At 40.4% G+C, this 19872-nt stretch carries 17 protein-coding genes; 13 read left to right on the forward strand and 4 right to left on the reverse strand.

Annotated features, from left to right (window positions below; all coding sequences use genetic code 11):
• Positions 1-15: 15 nt before the first annotated feature.
• The 3 genes from AC4HCY_RS08265 to AC4HCY_RS08275 all read left to right on the forward strand — a co-directional run bounded on the left by AC4HCY_RS08265 (position 16) and on the right by AC4HCY_RS08275 (position 5034).
• Entirely contained in the window at positions 16-1779 is a 1764-nt protein-coding gene (locus AC4HCY_RS08265; RefSeq protein ID WP_323430913.1) for a copper amine oxidase N-terminal domain-containing protein, read from the forward strand.
• A 108-nt stretch (positions 1780-1887) separates the two neighbouring features.
• Positions 1888-2394 (forward strand): hypothetical protein, encoded by a 507-nt coding sequence (locus tag AC4HCY_RS08270; protein WP_323430914.1) that lies wholly within the window; start codon positions 1888-1890, stop codon positions 2392-2394.
• Positions 2395-2730: 336 nt separating this feature from the next.
• A complete protein-coding gene (locus AC4HCY_RS08275) occupies positions 2731-5034 on the forward strand; it encodes a bifunctional diguanylate cyclase/phosphodiesterase (RefSeq protein ID WP_491095829.1) in 2304 nt (767 codons plus the stop codon).
• A 13-nt stretch (positions 5035-5047) separates the two neighbouring features.
• Here AC4HCY_RS08275 and AC4HCY_RS08280 read toward each other — a convergent pair whose 3' ends face one another.
• Genes AC4HCY_RS08280 through AC4HCY_RS08290 form a run of 3 tightly spaced genes read right to left on the reverse strand, consistent with a single transcriptional unit; the run spans position 5048 to position 8915 of the window.
• On the reverse strand, positions 5048-6142 hold the full coding sequence (locus tag AC4HCY_RS08280; RefSeq protein ID WP_491095830.1) for a GerAB/ArcD/ProY family transporter: 1095 nt from the start codon (positions 6140-6142) through the stop codon (positions 5048-5050).
• 17 nt (positions 6143-6159) lie between these two features.
• Positions 6160-7317, reverse strand: a complete 1158-nt coding sequence (locus AC4HCY_RS08285) for a Ger(x)C family spore germination protein (protein WP_323430917.1) — start codon at positions 7315-7317, stop codon at positions 6160-6162.
• 17 nt (positions 7318-7334) lie between these two features.
• Positions 7335-8915, reverse strand: coding sequence for a spore germination protein (locus AC4HCY_RS08290; protein ID WP_491095831.1), 1581 nt, complete (start codon positions 8913-8915; stop codon positions 7335-7337).
• A 136-nt stretch (positions 8916-9051) separates the two neighbouring features.
• Here AC4HCY_RS08290 and AC4HCY_RS08295 point away from each other — a divergent pair, with 136 nt between their 5' ends.
• From AC4HCY_RS08295 to hisIE, 10 genes are all read left to right on the forward strand, one after another.
• Positions 9052-10641, forward strand: a complete 1590-nt coding sequence (locus AC4HCY_RS08295) for an ABC-F family ATP-binding cassette domain-containing protein (RefSeq protein WP_323430919.1) — start codon at positions 9052-9054, stop codon at positions 10639-10641.
• A gap of 341 nt (positions 10642-10982) precedes the next feature.
• Positions 10983-11942 (forward strand): ATP phosphoribosyltransferase regulatory subunit, encoded by a 960-nt coding sequence (locus AC4HCY_RS08300; RefSeq protein WP_491095832.1) that lies wholly within the window; start codon positions 10983-10985, stop codon positions 11940-11942.
• Between the two features lies 1 nt (position 11943).
• Complete coding sequence (gene hisG / locus AC4HCY_RS08305; protein ID WP_323430921.1) at positions 11944-12588, forward strand: ATP phosphoribosyltransferase; 645 nt, start codon at positions 11944-11946, stop codon at positions 12586-12588.
• The gene (gene hisD, locus AC4HCY_RS08310; RefSeq protein ID WP_323430956.1) at positions 12572-13894 is read left to right on the forward strand and encodes a histidinol dehydrogenase; all 1323 of its coding nucleotides are present in this window, start codon (positions 12572-12574) and stop codon (positions 13892-13894) included. Before hisG ends, hisD begins: the two co-directional genes overlap by 17 nt.
• A complete protein-coding gene (gene hisC, locus AC4HCY_RS08315) occupies positions 13882-14931 on the forward strand; it encodes a histidinol-phosphate transaminase (protein ID WP_491095833.1) in 1050 nt (349 codons plus the stop codon). Before hisD ends, hisC begins: the two co-directional genes overlap by 13 nt.
• A complete protein-coding gene (gene hisB / locus AC4HCY_RS08320; RefSeq protein WP_323430923.1) occupies positions 14918-15496 on the forward strand; it encodes an imidazoleglycerol-phosphate dehydratase HisB in 579 nt (192 codons plus the stop codon). The genes hisC and hisB overlap by 14 nt, the downstream gene beginning before the upstream one ends.
• Entirely contained in the window at positions 15497-16099 is a 603-nt protein-coding gene (hisH, locus tag AC4HCY_RS08325) for an imidazole glycerol phosphate synthase subunit HisH (RefSeq protein ID WP_491095834.1), read from the forward strand. It begins immediately after the preceding gene.
• The gene (gene hisA, locus AC4HCY_RS08330) at positions 16096-16815 is read left to right on the forward strand and encodes a 1-(5-phosphoribosyl)-5-[(5-phosphoribosylamino)methylideneamino]imidazole-4-carboxamide isomerase (RefSeq protein WP_323430925.1); all 720 of its coding nucleotides are present in this window, start codon (positions 16096-16098) and stop codon (positions 16813-16815) included. Before hisH ends, hisA begins: the two co-directional genes overlap by 4 nt.
• Positions 16797-17555 (forward strand): imidazole glycerol phosphate synthase subunit HisF, encoded by a 759-nt coding sequence (hisF, locus tag AC4HCY_RS08335; protein WP_491095835.1) that lies wholly within the window; start codon positions 16797-16799, stop codon positions 17553-17555. The genes hisA and hisF overlap by 19 nt, the downstream gene beginning before the upstream one ends.
• Before the next feature lie 159 nt (positions 17556-17714).
• Positions 17715-18347, forward strand: a complete 633-nt coding sequence (gene hisIE, locus AC4HCY_RS08340; RefSeq protein WP_323430927.1) for a bifunctional phosphoribosyl-AMP cyclohydrolase/phosphoribosyl-ATP diphosphatase HisIE — start codon at positions 17715-17717, stop codon at positions 18345-18347.
• A 12-nt stretch (positions 18348-18359) separates the two neighbouring features.
• Here the strand turns inward: hisIE and AC4HCY_RS08345 are convergent, their stop codons facing one another.
• Positions 18360-19820 carry an aminotransferase-like domain-containing protein gene (locus AC4HCY_RS08345; protein ID WP_491095836.1) on the reverse strand — a complete coding sequence of 487 codons (1461 nt, stop codon included), beginning with the start codon at positions 19818-19820 and terminating at the stop codon, positions 18360-18362.
• Between the last annotated feature and the right edge of the window lie 52 nt (positions 19821-19872).

Consider the following 19872-nt stretch of genomic DNA (forward strand, 5'->3'; position numbering starts at 1 on the left):
GAAGGGAGATAAAGCATGAAAAGATTATTATCATTATTTATTGCATTAACAATCATTCTAAGCGCGGTGAATGGATTTGCAATAAATGTATCTGCAGATGAAAGCGGTTATGCTTGGGTATTAGTAGATACTTATCAATTTCCAATACCTGAAGATTTTAAACCGGGAGATCCATGGAGCTATTTTGCAAGCTTAGAGGGGAATACTGCTGAGCTTCAAACTACAATACCCTATGGGCTAGGAGCTTACGCTTCAAAAGATGAAAGCAATCCCGGCAATCTTCATGTAAAATATACCTGGAGCAATCCCCCCACCATTATCCAAGCTAATGAAACCATATCAATCGCTTTTGAACAAGAGGTTTTTAGCAATAGGACAGGAAACTTCGGCGTAGCTATAAGCCCGTTTTTATCTTTGGATGTAGCGGACCTAATAGGTTTAGGTTATGGAACTGCAAGTGGAGTTGAAGCTAAGGTTATTTATGAAGATGGTACTGAAACAAGGTGGTTTGGTATAGGATATGGCCAAGACGACCGATCTCAAACTTCATGTAGTGCTAATATGAGTTTGAAGTTCAAAGATAAAGGTTCCGCAGGTGATAGATGGGCGCTTTATATTGGTGCCTATGCAGGACCTCCGGGTAAAGTAGGCGTAAGATACACTTACGAATGGAAGCAAATTAGCAATCCTACTACTATAACGGTAACAGCATCAACTGCAGGAAGCTCAGACTTGGGGAAATATTCATGGGAAGGTGAATGGGATTCCAACTGGGGTAAAATGATACTAACTCAAAATGGCCCAATCGTTACAGGGACTTATACTCATGATAAAGGTAGAATAAACGGTACTATTTCAGGAAATGTTCTTACCGGTACTTGGTCAGAGTCTCCTTCCTACGCACCGCCAAACGATTCAGGAGAAATTGAGTTTACTATGTCTGCGGATGGAAAGGGTTTTTCAGGAAAATGGCGTTATGGCTCTGAAGGAAGCTGGGGAAATTGGGAAGGCGGCAAACGTATAACTGAGGTTAAACTGGCACCAACAAATAAAGCGGCAACACCAACCTCTCCGACACCAACCGGAAGTAACAGTGCTGAAGCCTTTGAATCCGGCTCTCGTATCATGTGGCAGCCGTCAAGTGGTCTTGGCTACAGACTTTACAGGTCAACTTCTCAAAGCAGCTTGGGTATATCTGTTACTGACTTTTATATAACAAGTACCTCATATGCAGATGTAAATGTTGAGCCAAATACAACTTATTACTATACAGTAAAGCCGGTGCTTGCAGAAGCAAATCCATTTCAAGGGATAGAAGAAAAATTAGGTAATGCTATTGCTGCTTTTGTTATAAAAACTGGTAATCAACTTTATAAGCCCGGAAGCTTTAAGCATTTCATCATGCTTAAGCTGGAAAGCCCCAATATGAGTGTTGACGGCATAAATCAAGAAGTGGATCCGGGCAGAGGAACAACACCTCTGGTAATAGCGGGCAGGACCATGGTACCAATAAGAGCTGTTGTTGAAGCTATGGGCGGAACGGTAGAATGGGATGGAAGCACTCAGAAGATAACCCTCAAGGCAAGAGGAAATACCGTTGTTATGTGGATGGGCAAAACAGACATAACTGTAAACGGAGCAAACAAGAAAATGGATGTCGCACCTGCCTCCAAAAATAACAGAACCTTTGTACCTGTTAGATTTGCAGCAGAAAACCTAAACTGCAAGGTGGATTGGATCAACAGCACGAAGGAAGCTGTTATTGTATACGAGGAATAATATAATCACATAGGTCGCAAAGCTCCTCACTTTAAATAAGTGGGGGGCTTTCCATTCAGTCATCGCAGTCATTGCAAGCTATTGCATACGAGAAAGGGGAGGGGAATTTTGGAAGTAATACAGCAAAGGCTAAGAGTTCTTATTACTTCGGTCATCATGGTGTTATTATTTACTTTAATACTTTTTATTAAAGGTTTTTTTATTTTCATGATTGATATGAGAGTTGTTTTTGCTATATTACTTTTTGCATCTATAATACTTGTGAGTCTACTAATACTGGAATATGAAAGATTCAATGCTGCAAAACTGATAATTGAGAATATAATCATGAATATTCAGGTTGCAAAAATAGATGGAAATTCAACTGATGCTTTAGAGTTTATTATATCTTGCTTTGGCATATTGCTTGGATCAAAAGTGATTAAATTCAATATTGACGGAATCAGATTGGAGGGAGTTGAAATAACACATGATACTATTTGTATTGTCTATAGAAAAGACAATAAAAGCAAAAGCATACAGCTTTTGCATGGCACTATAGGCAAACAGGAAATAAAAGGGATTGCAGAGAGATTTCAATATGAAACGGGTATAATTCCCAATGTCATAGATTGACTATATGCAGCTAAAGCAACAAGCTTGCTTTTTGAGCTACTCCAGACAGTTTGCAAGGCCATTGAAAGATATTGCAAAGTAAATAATGGTGAGACTGTTGAAAGCGGAAGCCATTGGATAAAAGGTGCAGCATCATAAGCTTTATTGCAGTCAGTTTTCGAACATCGCTATATGATATTCAAGATCATTCAATAATATGATGTAATAATTATACTATCAATAGCTAGAAGAATTTGCTATAATAATGTTAGAATTTTGATAAATATGTAGAAAAGACTAAAAGTGATCAATAAATTTATTAAATTGAATGAGAATATTATATATGCAGGTGACAAAATGCTTAAGTCTATAAGGTGGCAGATGCTTACTTACTTGTTGGTCGGTTCTATAGTATTTTTTTCTATTCTAATATTATCGGCTAATGCGGAGCTAAAAGAGCTGCCTGAAATAATAAAGGCTCAATATAATGAAATAGCAAATTCCAGAGCCGGGGAAGTTGAGAAGGAATTAGCCGGATTTGTAGATCAAGTAGAGGTGGTCTCTAAAACCTCTTTGATAAAATCAATGGATCTGGAAAAAATAAAAATGTATCTTCCTGAGTTTGTATTAGACAGCAAAGTAAGGAATATGACAATAGCCAAACCGGATGGTCAAGGCTGGAATACCAGAGGTGTTGATGTCCAAATATCACAGCAGGAGCAATATGAAAAAATATTCATAGAAAAAAAGGAGTACCATATTTCTCAACCCTTTATCAGTCCCTTTGCAGAACCGGATACACCAATAATCATTATTTCTCATTCTGTTAGAAGTGGAGAGGAAATTACAGGGCTTGTCAATATTGTTATTGAAGTAAATTTCTTAAATACAATAATCGGGCAAATGAGTTTAGGTGATACTGGATACGGCTTAATATTGAACAGCGAGGGTTTGGTAGTAGCGAGCAATAATGCCCGAGAATACATATCTGATGATAAGGAAGCCATTCAATCCGTTTTGGGCAGAGAATCAGGCACAGTTGAGTACAATAATGCCGATGGCTCCAAGAGGCTGGCATTCTTTAAGAAAATAAAAGGCTCGCCGGATTGGACTTTTATTATCTCAATATCTAAGGATGAGGTTTATAGGGCAGTTGCTAAGGTAAGGAATACTATCCTGGCATTATTTTTTATATGCTTTGCATTGATCCTATTGTTTTACTATATATATTCCGGCAGGGTTACCAGACCGATTATGAAACTGAAAAAGGTTTTCGAGCAAGCCGCCGATGGGGATTTGCATGTGAAAGCAGATGAAGGACTGCCCAATGAAATCGGAGATGCCGGAAAAAGCTTTAATTTGATGCTTAATAGAATAAAAGACCTTACATACAAAGATGAAGTGACAGGCTTATATAACTATATAGGTTTTTTGTCAGAGTTGCCTTGCAAGGTTGATCTATTGAGAGATAAGCTTGGAGCAATAGCTGTTGGAATTGTATCGATAGATGATTTTAAGAAGATAAACGGCATCATTGGTTATGAGGGTGGAAATGAAGCCCTTTCCACCATATCCCGGAGACTGAAAGCATTTATAAACCAGGATGAGTCCCTGGGGAGATTTTTTGGGGACGAGTTTATATTCCTTATATGGGAAAAGGATGCTGAAACCATAGAAAAACGCATCGAAAGCTTATGGAAGAATTGCTGCAGGATAATCAGGCTCAAAGGATATGAATTTATCATAAAGGTCAGTATCGGCGTAAGCCTGATTCCCGATAAGGAGCGCGAGTATTCGGAAGTGATACATCAGGCAACTTTGGCCAAGCTCATGGCTAAAAAGGCCGGAGGAAATAAATACAATCTTTATAGCTCAAGCATTGACGACGTAGTGAGAGAAGAACAGTATATCGAAAACGAGCTGTATCATTCAATTGAAAAGAATGAGCTGTATATGCTGTACCAGCCTATTATCGATGTCAGGACCGGAGAAGCAACAGGAGCTGAGGCGTTGCTCAGGTGGAGACATAAGGAATTTGGCGGCATGTCCATACCTAATCTTATCGATATAGCGGAAAAAAGCGGATTCATCGTTGATTTGGGGAATTGGGTCTTAAAGGAAGCTTGCAGACAAAATAAGGAATGGCAGTCAAAAGGAAAGAAGCCTATAACCGTATCAGTCAATGTGTCGGCTTTTCAATTTGACCAGCCTAACTTTGTCAATATGGTAAGGGGAGTCCTCAATGAAATCGGTTTAGAGCCCGGCTATCTGCAGTTGGAGATCACTGAAACCGCTGCTATGGACGGTGTGTCTGAAAAGCTGCAGAAGATGAAAATCCTAAAAGATATGGGAGTTGGCATCGCTATCGATGATTTCGGCACAGGATATTCATCTATGGCTTATTTGACGGAGTTCCCCATAGACACCTTAAAGATTGACCGTTCTTTCGTCAAAAATTTATCTGAAGATGAAACTGCAAAGGCCATAGCCAACACAATAATAAGCATGGCAAAAACTATGAACATGAAATCCACTGCAGAAGGCGTGGAAACGGAAGAGCAGTTAAACTTCCTTAAAGATAGGGGCTGTGATCAGATTCAGGGATATTTGATAAGCAAGCCTACCGAACCATTATTATTTGAAAAAGAATTTTTCAAATAATAATTAATTTATATTATTTCTTGGATTCATCAAGTTTTCTAATTACAGCTACCATCCACACAAGTGGAATCAATGCTGCCATTGGTAGAATAATGTATGGATTCTTCAGGGTATCCAAATAGCTTGCTTGTACCACATTAGCCGGGATAAGAGATAGCATTAGGTTTATTATAGCCCCAGGAATTATCAAAGGCTTATAGTCTTTCAGGTTAAGCCATTGGGCTAAGCCGATTAAAGGCTGATAAAAGAAAACCAGGAGCTCCAGGTAGATTGATGAAACCCAGAGAAGCATGAATAGGGCCTCAAAGCCTGATATGAAATCAGAGATATGAATATAGCGAACCATATAAAAAACAGGAGAGGTTAATTCTGCTGCCATGGCTGGACCTGTAAATGCTATAACTGTTATAAATAATAATACCAAAACCAATCCTGCTATAGGTACACCTATCAATACGCATTTTTTGCCCTTCTTCATCTGGCTCATACAAGGATACCATAATGCCATAAATAGAATAGTCTCAGCCGCAAATGGGAATTGCACGAGGAGACTTTTTGATACCGGAGAAAAACCATTTTCCAAAAAAGGCTTTAGACTGCCGTAATCAACGTTGGGCGAAATACCAATCATCAAGAGCAATATGGAAAAAAGCACAATTACCACAAATAATTCAGCAGTCCGCGCATATACCTCAAAGCCTTTATAGGCTACATATATGACAAGTATATACATTAAGCTGCCTATAAGAAGCTGGGGTGTGGTAGGAAGGAAAAATCTCATTAAATCCATGAAATCTCTTATTATTATGGGATTCATAACCATCCAGCATAAGACATATGCCAAGCCTATAAGCTTGCCGATAAACTTTCCTAATACAACAGGCAGGTATTGTATGAAGGTCTTATCGGGAAAGCGAAGTCCCAAATTAACCAGCACTAATCCTAATAATGTTGACATAGTATAGGCTATCAGCACAGAAAGCCATCCATCTCTTCCTGCATCTTTTACAGCTGGATTAACATAAACTAAAAAGATATTTCCTATACCTCCAGCTATAACAAGCATAAATGCCTGGTTGACTGATATCTTTTCCTTATCCTGAAACAAATGTCTCCACTCCTCTATCAGGGCTTTATAGTATCTATAATCATACCGGTACTTTTTGTCTTTACATTTACATCTGTTATTACTTTCAGATCAGCAAGAGCATCCTCCCATTTTACCTTAAACTTTTTCCATTCCTTAGGATATTTCCTGTGTATTTTTTCGCCAAACCCGAATATGTCGGTTTTATACTCTTTTAATGCCTTATTAAGGCAGGCTTCTATCTGGCTTTTAATTTCTTCCTCTAACATTTTCTCCAGCTTCTTAAGGGTATCCTGAGAGTCTAAATCTAAACTGCCGTCTTGAACATATATCTTAGTCGTTGCATTTACTTTAATCAATATAGCAGGCTTCCCATTTATAAGTTCAGGTATAATTTTTGTTCTTGAGCCTTCAATCTCATGGGTCATTTTAACATTTGCCTTCCCTATATCTCCGATCTCAAACAATCTGCGGCCCCGTTCGTTATTGATCCAGGTGTATCCTTTGGTTTCAAGGTTGTCTAGCATCCCTGCCATTTTATCTTTTTTAAAAACTGCAATGCCGGAAAGCCTAGCCTCGGTTTCATTATTGCCTGAATCTACTAATTCGATCATTGCCGTTGCAGGTGAGGTTGGTTTTGTGGAAAGCTTATTCACAAATGTATGTATATTTTCTACTGAAGAGGAACATATGAAGTTTCGGGTTTTTACCAGTTCTTCAATAAAATCTGCCGGGATTCTTTCTACTTCACTGTTCCATTTTATTATTTCTGAGGCCTTTCCCTTGCATATTAAAACCCATGCTCCCTGAAAACTATCGGGATGACGCATAAAGAAATCCATTGCGGGGGTAAGACCTTCCTTTGCCATATCCTCTCCTATAATAATAATCCTGTTTTGCATCAGATAGGTTCTTCTTTCAGCCTGCTTGGCATATTCCCTTATCGCATCGGCAAAAGAATCTGTGGTCTTTGATACCACTCTGACGGAAGGCTTCATCTCAGGACTGGTTTTCATGGGTGTGCTTATTCGAGAAGGTATTATAGTTTGCAGAGTGAATGTAATTTTTCCATCCATATCAGACTTATCGATCCCAAAGGCTGTTATTATAGCCCTATCCTTTATTTCAACAAGATCCCAGCATCCTGATAGGAATACAGATGTTAAAATAAGAATAAATGTAAGCTTTATTTTCATGAAATATCATCCTCAGTTTATTTTTTTGGGCTGGGCATCCTTATATCTTCAGCCCGTTGCAATTCTTTTCTGCCTATATATCTGGGACGAGTCTTCATAAGCCACCAAAATAAGCGTACGATATAGTCCTTCATGCCCGATAGATTAAAGGGCATGGCAGGAGACATATAAGGCATTCCGAAAGAACGGATGGAGGTCAAATGTATGATCATAAAAAAATAACACCAGATAACGCCATATAAGCCGAAAGCCGATGCAAATATTAATATCGGTATTCTCAGCACTGTAGCTGCATCCATAAGGGGCGGAGTGAGAAGGCTTACTATTCCTGTCAATGACACTACGATTATCATAAGTGGTGAGACCAAGCCTGCATTTACGGCTACCTGCCCGATTATAAGGGCTCCAACAATGCTTAAAGCCTCGCCTATAGGTCTTGGCATACGTACTCCGGCCTCTCTTAATATCTCCCATATGATAATCATACCTGCTGCTTCTACTATTACAGGCAGAGGCAGGCCTTCGCGGGTTACTTGTATGGTAAGCAGCAGCTTTTGGGGAATTATATTTGGATGAAACCCATGCAACGCCACATATAGGGCAGGTAAAAAGAGATTTATATGAAAAGCCATAAATCTTATAAGCCTTAATTGCGATGACACTATAGCTCCTGCATAATAATCCTCTGACCCTTGAAAGCTTTCTATAAAAAGGTAAGGGACAGTGAGTGCCATCGGACTGCCGTCAACTAATATACCTACTCTGCCCTCTAATATTTTAGCTGAAAATTTATCCGGAGTTTCTGTATTGCCTACCGTAGGAAATGGGGATAGAGGGGCATCTTCGATGAATTCTTCAATATATCCGGATTCAAGGATGGCATCAATATCAATGGAGTCTAATCTTTTTTTTACTTCTTCCACAACCTTATCCTTTGCTAAACTTTTAATATATAATAAGCATATATTGGTTCTTGTCTGCCTTCCGATTTTGAAGGTCTCTACTTTTAGATCCGGACTCTTTATTATATTTCTTACAAGAGCTATATTGGTGCTAAGCACCTCAATAAAGCCTTCATGGGGACCTCTTATTTTATTTTCGGTCATGGGCGTATCTATATTTCTATGTTTCCGGGATTTTGCATTGATGCTTAAGGCGCTGCTTTCACCATCAAGAAAAAGTATTGTGCTTCCGTCTAAAATATTATCTGTGACCTTCTCAATTGTGTATATTATTGCCAGGCTTGAAGCATTAAGTATATAACTCTTTATATACTCTATATCGATCTCTTCTGAAGATGTTTTTTCTATAAGGTCTTCCATTAATGGAGCTAGTACATTTTCGTTTATTATTCTTTTATCATATAAGCCTTCTATGTTGACTATAAAAGCTTTTTTCTTGTTTGCTCCAATACTGAATCTTCTGATATTTAAATCCGAGCTGCCTTCAAAAGTACTTTGAATTATTTTCAAATTGTCTTCAATACTTTCTGGCAGTGAATTAGCATTTTTTGAGACTTCCGTTTCATAATCAGAGTTTTTCTTGCTTTCACTGATCAATTTTTTTAGTTTAATTTTTCTTGCTATCTTTTTTACCATAATCAAGCCCCGGCAATAACTTTATTTGGTAATGATTATTCCCTCAGGAGTTAATACTATACATTTTAATGCGATACAATACAGGTATTTTGTGATATAATAGCCAAGTATGAAAAATAAATAAAGGGGATTAGATATGATCAGCGTAGTAAACGTTAGCTTGAGATATGGAGAAAGAAAGCTTTTTGATGATGTAAATATTAAATTTACTCCGGGCAATTGCTATGGAGTTATTGGAGCAAATGGAGCCGGCAAATCCACATTCCTCAAGATTTTGTCCGGCGAAATAGAGGCGAATACAGGAGAAGTGATAATCGATGCACAGAGCCGCATGTCCGTTTTGAAGCAGGATCACTTTCAATATGATCAATATAAGGTTATTGAGGCTGTGATAATGGGAAATGCCAGGCTCTATGAGATAGGCAAGGAGAAGGATGGACTGTATGCAAAAGCAGACTTCACCGATGAAGACGGCATAAGGGCTGCAGAGCTTGAGGCTGAATTCGCCGAGTTGAACGGTTGGGAAGCGGAGTCGGATGCTTCCATACTCCTCCAAGGCCTGGGCTTGGGGACTGAGCTTCATGAGAAATACATGCATGAGCTGACCGGAGCAGAAAAAATCAAAGTTCTGCTGGCCCAGGCTTTATTTGGAAAGCCCGGGATATTGATTCTGGATGAGCCTACCAATAACCTGGATATTAAGGCAATAAATTGGCTTGAAGAGTTCTTGATAGAATTTGAAGGCACTGTTATCGTGGTATCCCATGATAGGCATTTTCTGAACAAGGTATGTACCCATATGTGTGATGTTGACTTCGGCAAAATCAAGCTGTATGTCGGAAACTATGATTTCTGGTATGAATCCAGCCAGTTGGCATTACAGATGGCTAAGGATCAGAACAAGAAAAAAGAAGAGAAAATAAAGGAGCTTCAGGCTTTTATCGAAAGGTTCAGCGCCAACGCTTCTAAGTCGAAGCAGGCTACATCGAGGAAAAAGCTTTTGGATAAAATTTCATTGGAAGATATACAGCCTTCTTCCCGGAGATACCCCTTTGTTGGCTTTAGAATGGATAGAGAGGTTGGAAATGATATACTGAAAGTTGATGGTCTTACAAAGTCTGTAGAAGGAGATATCTTATTGAACAATGTAAGCTTTATGGTGAACAAGGATGATAAGATTGCCTTTGTAGGGGATGAAAAAGCTATTACCGCTTTATTTAAAATCCTTGCAGGCGAGATGGACGCAGATTCAGGAGAATTTAAATGGGGGCTGACCATAACCAGATCATATTTTCCTAAAGAAAATTCCGAGTTCTTCGATGGATGTGATCTGAGCCTGGTGGATTGGATGAGGCAGTTTTCGGTAGATCAGACGGAAACATATGTAAGAGGCTTTTTGGGGAGAATGCTTTTTTCCGGAGAGGAAGCATTAAAGCAGGCAAAGGTACTGTCCGGCGGGGAGAAGGTTCGCTGCATGCTTTCTAAGATGATGCTGAGCGGCGCTAATGTGCTTATTTTAGATCAGCCTACCAATCATCTGGATCTGGAGACCATTACAGCTCTCAATAACGGGCTGGCTGACTATAAGAGCAATATTTTATTTGCATCCCATGACCATCAGCTCATGCAGACGATAGCCAATAGGGTGATAGAGATAACCCCCGAAGGCTTCATCGACAGAAGGATGACCTATGACGAATATTTGGAATTTAAGGGGCTTCAGTAAAACTGCAGATATATATAATTATGCAAAAGTGTTGCAATATTATTCCGGCGGTAGTATAATGTAAACAATATTTTTAAACTTGAAAGGGGAGTCAACCATGTTGACTTTGGCTTTTAACAATTTAAATACAAAACTTCATCACCATCATAGCAAGAGGGTTTGTAACTTGAGTCTATAATAGCTCATAGGTGCAATCCCTGGTTCTGTTTGAATTTAGGGATTGTACCTATGATGGTTAAGAGATAAAAAAAGAATCCATATAGGTAATACCTATATGGATTCTTTTTTTATCCGGATAAGGACTTCTTATCAATAAAAACAGCAAAGGTCAGGTGGAATAAATGCAATATTTGAGGATTGAGGATGAGATAGGCTATTCGAAGAAAAGATGTGAAATCAGGAGAAGGATCGAGGATATGTTCTTAAATGAAGGATTCATTCAGATCGAGCCTTCAGCCTTTGAGGATTTCAGCAAATACACATTATTAAACAAAAGGATAAAAAGGGAATCCATGGTAAAGGTGATAAGCGGAGGCTCTGATGTCTTGATACTTCGCCCTGATATAACCACCAATATCATAAAAAGCTTGATTCCAAGATGGCAGGATGGTTTAAAGCTCAGGCTGTTTTATAGCTCGACGGTTTTCCGGAGCAATGAAGCCTCAAATATCAGGGAGATAAGGCAAATGGGGGCGGAATATCTGGGTGAGGCTTCTCTGGATGCAGATAAGGAGGTAATATTATCGGCCTTGAAAGTTTTACAAAGCTTTAACGGCAGATTCATCCTGGAAATGTCAAGCAGTAAATACATAGATGGACTTTTAAAGGAAATCCATGCTGACGAAGACCGGGAGAAGCAGCTAAAGGAGTTGATTTATCGCAAGAACAGGTATGAGCTGATAAATCATATGGAGGATATGAAGCTGTCAAAAGAAATATATGATGCTTTAGCTGACATAATGAATATTCAAGGGAGCATCGAAGATGTAAAAGCTGCAGCGAGGAAGCATTGCCTGAATGAGGAGATGGAAGAAGCCTTAAATGAGCTTGAGGAATTGAATGACTTTATAGAAAAAGAGGGGGGTAAAAGCTATGTGCATTATGATCTATCCATGGTGACAGAACTGGATTACTATGATGGGCTGATATTCAAGGGATATCTGCCAAATTCTTATAGGGCTATCATAAGCGGAGGAAGATATGATTCCTTTACAGAGATTTTCGGGAAAAGGGTGCCTGCAATAGGCTTTTCTATAGACATAGATGAATTGACGGAAATAAAATTCGAGGAGGCTCAATAAATTGGACTTTATAAATATTGCACTTGCTAAGGGCAGGCTTGGGGACGAAGCTTATAAGCTGTTAAAGGCGGCTGGCCTGGGAGGCTCCATAGATCCTGATTCGAGAAAGCTGATTTTTAAGGATGAAGAGAAAAAGATAAGCTTTGTATATGTTAAGCCCTCGGATGTAGTGACCTATGTGCAAAATGGGGTTGCAGACCTGGGGGTAGCAGGCAAGGATGTCATCCTGGAAAGCGATAATGATGTTTACGAGATTCTGGATCTGGGCTTTGGGAAATGCAGATTTGCAGTAGCCGGGGTGAAGGGGGAGAGAGTCTATAAGAAGGATGAGATTCTTCGAGTGGCTACCAAATATCCTAAGATTTCAAAAAAGTACTTCGACGAAAGAGGGCAGAAGATCAGGCTGATAAAGCTGAATGGCTCTGTGGAACTGGCACCTTTGGTAGGGCTCTCCGATGTGATAGTGGACCTGGTTGAAACGGGAAAGACACTGAAGGCCAACGGCCTTGAAGTTATTGAGGACATGTTTGAGGTCAGTGCCAAGCTTATCTGCAATAGAGTCAGCTACAGGTTTAAATTTGACAGGATAAATGATCTGATTAAATGTTTGGAAGAAATGGAGGTTCAGTATTGTGAGGATAATTGATATTTCAAAGGACAGGGATTTCCTGGCCAAGCTGCTGGATAGAAGCAAGCTGGAGATTGATGAGGTAAACAGGTCTGTGGATGATATTCTAGCCAATGTAAGGCGGGATAAGGACAGAGCATTGAGAGAATATACCCGGGAATTTGACGGAGTTGTACTGGAGGATTTTCTGGTAACCCGGCAAGAGATAGAAGAGGCTATAGATTGCACAAGCGAGGCTTTGCTGGAGGACCTCACAAAAGCCAGAGAAAACATTGAAAAATATCATAGAAAACAGATAAAGAACTCTTATTCTGTTTATGAAGGGGAAGATATAATACTTGGCCAGCTGGTGAGGTCCATAGAAAGGGTAGGCATTTATATTCCCGGCGGGAGCGCGGCTTATCCTTCGACAGTTTTGATGAATGCTGTACCTGCCAAGATTGCAGGCGTAAATGAAATAATAATGATAACACCGCCGGATAGAAATGGAAAAGTAAAGCCTTCGATACTTGCAGCTGCTTCCATAGCAGGAGCGGATAAAATATTCAAGGTCGGAGGTGCTCAGGGTATAGCTGCCTTGGCCTTCGGAACGGAAAGCATACCCAAGGTGGACAAAATAACAGGCCCTGGCAATATTTATGTGGCGATGGCGAAAAAGAGGGTCATGGGTTTGGTGGGCATAGATATGATAGCCGGCCCCAGTGAAATTCTCATAATTGCAGATCAATGGGCAAATCCCAGATATATAGCTGCCGACTTGATCTCCCAGGCAGAGCATGATGAAATGGCAGCAGCCATATTGGTAACGGATTGGGAGCCATTGGCGGCTAAGGTCATGGAGGAATTGGAAATACAACTTCAGGGCCTTGAGAGGAGAGAAATAATCGAAAAATCCCTGGAAAACTACGGAGCAATCATAATAACAAGCTGTTTGGGAGAGTCCGTTGAGGTAGCAAATGAAATAGCACCGGAACACCTGGAGGTGCTTACCACGAATCCCTTTGACGTATACAGGGGAGTCAAAAACGCCGGAGCCATATTCTTGGGAGAATATTCTCCTGAGCCGGTAGGGGACTACTTTGCAGGGCCGAACCACACATTGCCTACCAGCTCCACCTCCCGATTTTCTTCGCCTTTGTGCGTAGATGATTTTATGAAGAAAACCTCATTGATCTATTACAGCAAGGATGCCCTGGAAAGATCCAAGGATTCAATCATGAGGATAGCTGAAGAAGAAGGACTGACAGGTCATGCAAATTCCATAAGAGTGAGATTTGACAGTGAAGTTTTGTTCAAGGAGGCAGCGGTAAAATGCATAAGGTAAAAGAGAGTGTAAAAGGGCTTAAGGCATATAATGCGAATCAAGTGCCTTTTAGAATAAAGCTTGATGCCAATGAGGGCAAAAATATTTTATTTAAGGATATATCAAAAGGCTTGAGCTTCGGAGAAGATTTCAACATCAATTTTTATCCTGACAATGATGCAGTGCTGCTGAGAAAAGAGATGGGAGGATATATTGGCATCAGCCCTTCAAATATCATTGCCGGCAACGGCTCCAGCGAGATGATAGAGCTGGTGATAAAAACCTTTGTAGATAAGGATGAGGTGATGATAAGCTTCGTGCCCAGCTTCAGCATGTATTCCGTGTTCGGCAGTATATATTCGGCTAAATTCATTGGGGTGGAAAGCAATGAGGATTTTTCTGTTGATATGGATCTTTTGATAAAAAGGGCCAGGGAAATGAATCCAAAGCTCATTTTGATATGCAACCCCAACAATCCTACGGGTTTTTTGATAGCTAAGAAGGATATAGAGAAGCTTTTATCAGAGATTGATTCCATAGTGGTCGTGGATGAAGCATATATGGAGTTTGCAGAGGGCTCTATGGCACAGGAGGTCACAAAATACAAAAACCTGATAGTATTGCGGACCTTGTCAAAGGCATTGGGCCTTGCAGCTATAAGGCTTGGGTATATGATTTCCAATGAAGGGATCATCAATACGATCAACAATGTAAGATCCCCTTATAACCTGAATGCTGTTACCCAGTATATAGGTGCAATGGCGCTCAGAAAAAAAGATGAGATCACCGGTTATGTGGAAGAAGTGAAAAAAGAGAGAGATTTTCTGTTCAGCGAATTAGGAGAACTGCCCTTTGAAGTATATAAGTCACACGCTAATTTTATATTTTTCAGCTCTGGTATCGATGATTTGGATAAAAGGCTGAAGGAGGACGGGATATTGATCCGAAGCTTTTCCGGAAATTTGAAGGGATACTACAGGGTTACCGTAGGCAGCAGGGCTGAAAACATAGAGCTCATAAAATCGCTTAAGGAGATAGTAAAAAATGAGAAGAGCTAAGGTTGAGAGGAATACCCTTGAAACAAAGGTGAAGGTGGAGATAAATCTGGACGGAAAGGGCGAAAGTCGGATAGGGACAGGCATGGGCTTTCTTGATCATATGCTGAATTTGGTTGCCTTCCATGGCTCCCTGGATTTGAAGATAGAATGCGATGGAGATCTGAATGTGGATGCACACCACTCTACAGAGGATGTGGGCATAGCTCTGGGTCAAGCTTTTAATAGTGCTTTAGGAGATAAAAGAGGCATAAAAAGATATAGTAGTCTTTATATACCTATGGATGAAGCATTATGCAGAGCAGCATTGGATATAAGCAACCGGCCTTATTTGGTTTTTGATGCAGATTTTAAAAGTGAAAGACTTGGAGATATGAGCACCCAGGATTTTAAGGAGTTTTTCAGAGCCTTTGTCAATGAAGCCAGGGTGACCTTGCACCTCAATGTGTTGTATGGTGAAAATGACCACCACAAGATTGAAGCGATGTTTAAGGCATTTGCAAGAGCATTGAAGGAAGCGGTACAGGTGCAATCAGATACTATATCATCATCAAAGGGGGTTCTGTGATTGAACATAATAATAGATTATGGCTTGGGAAATTTGGCTTCAGTATCCAGGGCCTTTGATAAAGCAGGCATAGATTGCAAAGTTTCCAATGAAAAGGAAGATATAATAAATGCAAGTTCACTAATCCTTCCTGGAGTAGGAGCCTTCAGGGATGCTATCAGGTCTCTTGAAGAGCTGGAACTCATACCTGTGATAAAGGATCAGGCGGATCAAGGCAAAAAAATTATGGGGATATGCTTAGGCATGCAGCTTTTATATGAAAAAAGCTATGAATATGGAGAGTATGAAGGGCTGGGACTCATAGAGGGCAGCGTGGAGAAGCTGGAGGAAGGCCTGAAAGTGCCTCATATGGGCTGGAACGATCTGAAGTTCAATAACCAGGACCCAATTCTAAAGTATATAAATGAAAAGGATTATGTATACTTTGTGCATTCTTATTATATAAAATCTTCCGGCAGCGAGCTGGTGGCATATGCGGATTATGGGGTGAAGGTTCCTGCGATAGTGAGGAAGGACAATATATTTGGGATGCAATTCCATCCTGAGAAGAGCGCTCAGGTCGGTTTAAATCTGTTAAAAGCGTATGGGGAGATGATAAGATGATAATATTTCCTGCGGTTGATATGAAGGATAATAGATGTGTGAGGCTCTGCCAGGGAGATTTTCAGAGGATAAAGATATATTCTGATCAACCTTTAGAGCTGGCATTGGAATGGGAAAGAAGAGGAGCTGAGTTCTTGCACCTGGTGGATCTGGACGGAGCAAAGGGTGAAGGCTTTGTCAATAAAAAATCCATAGAGGAGATAGCAAAGAATTTGAATATCCCGGTGCAGGTCGGCGGAGGAATAAGGAGTGAAGCCAGAGTTGAGGAACTGCTGAATCTGGGAGTAAACAGAGTGATAGTAGGAACCATGGCAATTGAAGATAGAGAGCTCTTGAAAAAACTGGTGTCAGAGTATAAAGAAAAAATAGTAGTATCTATAGATGCAAAGGATGGGAAGGCAGCCGCAAGAGGGTGGACGGTAGTAAGCTCAGTTGATTCATTAGATTTATGCAAGGAGCTTGAAGAAATAGGAGTAAAAACTATAGTATACACCGATATAGCCAAGGATGGAATGCTGGAAGGCCCTAATTTTGATGTTTATAAAGCTTTGACAGAGGAAACCCGCCTGGATATCATAGCCTCCGGGGGCATAAGCTCTATTGAAGATGTTAGAAAGCTTAAATCAATGGACATATACGGTGGAATAATAGGAAAGGCATTTTATGATAATTTGCTGGATTTTGGGGAGGTAATGGAATGCTTGCAAAAAGAATAATACCCTGTCTGGATGTAAGAAACGGAAGGGTAGTAAAGGGACAAAAGTTTCAAAACATAGTGGATGTGGACAGCCCTGAAATATTGGGCAAGTATTACAGCAACTGCGGAGCGGATGAATTGGTATTCTACGATATAACCGCTTCCAATGAGGAAAGAAAGACTTCCTTGGAATTTGTCGAAAAGGTGGCAGCCAATATAAACATACCTTTCTGCGTAGGCGGAGGAGTATCATCTGTTGATGATTTTACGGATATTTTAAGAAAAGGAGCAGATAAGGTATCTGTCAATTCTGCAGCAGTAAGAAACCCTGAACTGATAAGGGAGGCATCCTTGAAATATGGAGCTCAATGCGTAGTTCTATCCATCGATGCCAAGAAGGATGATGCAGGCTCCTGGAGCGTATATGTAAAAGGCGGAAGGCAAAAAACTGATTTGGATGCGGTTGAGTGGGCTTTAATGGGTGTTAAGCTGGGTGCGGGGGAAATAGTTGTCAACAGCATAGATGAAGATGGAATGAAAAAAGGTTATGATATTGAACTGCTAAAAAGGATAACAGAATCCGTCAATGTGCCTGTAATAGCATCAGGAGGAGCGGGAGAATTGGAGCACTTTTATGCCGCCATAGAATATGGCGGCGCAGACGCAGTACTGGCAGCTTCGGTATTTCACTATGGACAAATTAAGATAGAAGAACTGAAGAAGTATCTTAAAGATAGAAATGTAGAAGTAAGGATATAAAAGCCACTAGCTTCTGGCCGCTGGCTTCTGGCATTAGGGCTGGGCTCTGGGGTCATAGGGCAACGGAGCCTGCTGCAGCTGAGGAATAAGCATATGTGTGTAGGGAATAGTCTTGACTATTCCCTACTATGCGAAGTGTGATGAAAAATTTTAAGGGGGATGGAAATGGACATAGATAAAATAATTGAAGAAATAAAATTTGACGATAGAGGGCTTGTACCTGCAATAACGCAGGACGCAGAAACTCAAAAAGTATTGATGCTCGCATACATGAATAAGGAATCCATAAGGAAGACCCTTGAGGAAAGAGAAACCTGGTATTTCAGCAGAAGCAGACAGAAGCTCTGGAAAAAGGGTGAAACCTCCGGGAATATACAGAAAGTAAAAGGCTTTTATTATGATTGCGATAAAGACAGCATATTGCTTGTTGTGGAGCAAAGGGGTGCTGCATGCCACACAGGAGAGTTCTCCTGCTTTTTTAACGAAGCTCTGAAGCCGGAAAATGGGAAAACTGATATTTTAAAAGAATTGTATGGCCTTTTGGAGGATAGAAAGAAAAATCCTATAGAAGGCTCTTATACGAATTACTTATTTGAAAAGGGCCTGGACAAAATACTGAAAAAAGTCGGGGAGGAAACCAGCGAAGTCATAATTGCTGCAAAAAACAAGAGCAAGGAAGAACTGGTTTATGAATTAAGCGATCTTGTATATCATGTTTTAGTATTAATGGTCAATGAGAATGTGGGCATAGAGGATATTAAGGAAGAACTGATCAGCAGAAGGGAGAAATGACCATGCTCAAATTCAATCCCTTTGATATAACTCACGTATAGCCAGGGAAAGCACAACCAAGCCATGCTTCAAATCTTCGTGGGAAGCATAGGAATATGATATTCTTATGTGCTGATTTGACATATGCTGATAAACATTTCCCGGATTTATCAGTATACCCTTTTTCAAGCAATTGTTAAAAAGCTTTTGAAGAGAAAGGGGCTTTTTAAGGCACAGCCAGATATAAAAGCCTCCTTCTGGCTTTTTCCACTCTGCTATGTCTGAAAAGTATTGGTTCAAAATATCTAATGCAATATTTCTCCGAATTTTAAGCTCTTTTCTTATCCGGACCAGATGATCGAAATATAATCCGGAGGACAGCCATTCTGCTGCAGCCCTTTGAGATAATGAACTGGAGCCGTAGTCGGTCTGCATCTTGATGTCTGCCAGACGCTCGATCACAGCCTCCTGACCGACTACCCAGCCGATACGGAGCCCGGGGCATAAGCTCTTGGACATGCTGCCAAGAAAAAGCACCAAATCTTTGTTGTCCATTGACTTTAGAGGTATTGGCGCTTTTTTATCAATATACAGCTCTCTGTAAGCATCGTCTTCGATGATGGGAAGCCTTTCGTCCTCGCATATGCCTAACAGCTTTTTTCTTCTTTCATCCTTCATGCATACCCCCGCAGGGTTTTGAAAGGAAGGAATGGCGTACAAAATGGCAGCATTGGTTTGCCTTCTGTACCTGATTATCTTATTTATCTGTATACCCTCTTCATCCATTGGGATGCCATAAAGCTTCATTCCCGCAGATTGGAATACATTGATGGAATATATATAGGATGGGTTTTCCGTAAGTATGGTAGAACCCTTGTATAAAATCCCAACGGATATCAAATGCAAAGCCTGAAGAGCCCCTGATACGATGAGTATTTGAGAGGGTGATGCATTTATTCCAAGAGTGCTCAGATATGCGCTTACTTCCCTTCTCAGCTCATAGGAACCCTTAGGCTCTTCATAGCCAAGGGATTTGACGGATTTTGAAAAGCTGTCCGTTACAAAATCCATCATCTTTTTAGGGAATAGCTCCGGAGACAACTCTCCTGTACCTAATCGTATTATTTCAGGTTCGAATTCATATCTGTTTATTTGTTGTACGGTGCTGAAATTAGGCTGGTGGGTTCCGGATCTCACGTAGGACAGCCAATCCGGAGGGGGAGTTTTAGAAAGCAGGGACCAGGTGTTATTTTTAACAATGGTGCCCCCTTTGGTTTTGCCTTCAAGCAAGCCTTCGGCTATCAGCTCATCTATTGCGGTCACTATAGTGCTCCTATTGACGTCAAACCTCCGGGCAAATTCTCTTTGAGTGGGAATCTGGGTGCCTATTGCCCAATCGCCGCTGGAAATTTTATATCTTATATAATCTTTGATCTGCTGATATAAAGGAATACCGGAGCTTTTATCAGGCATCCAATTCTCACTGATGGACATGGCCTCCACTCCTATTTATCTTTATGATTGGTTGTATATAGTAGATTTTAAC

The organism is Lutispora sp. QWL-02 (assembly GCF_058315355.1).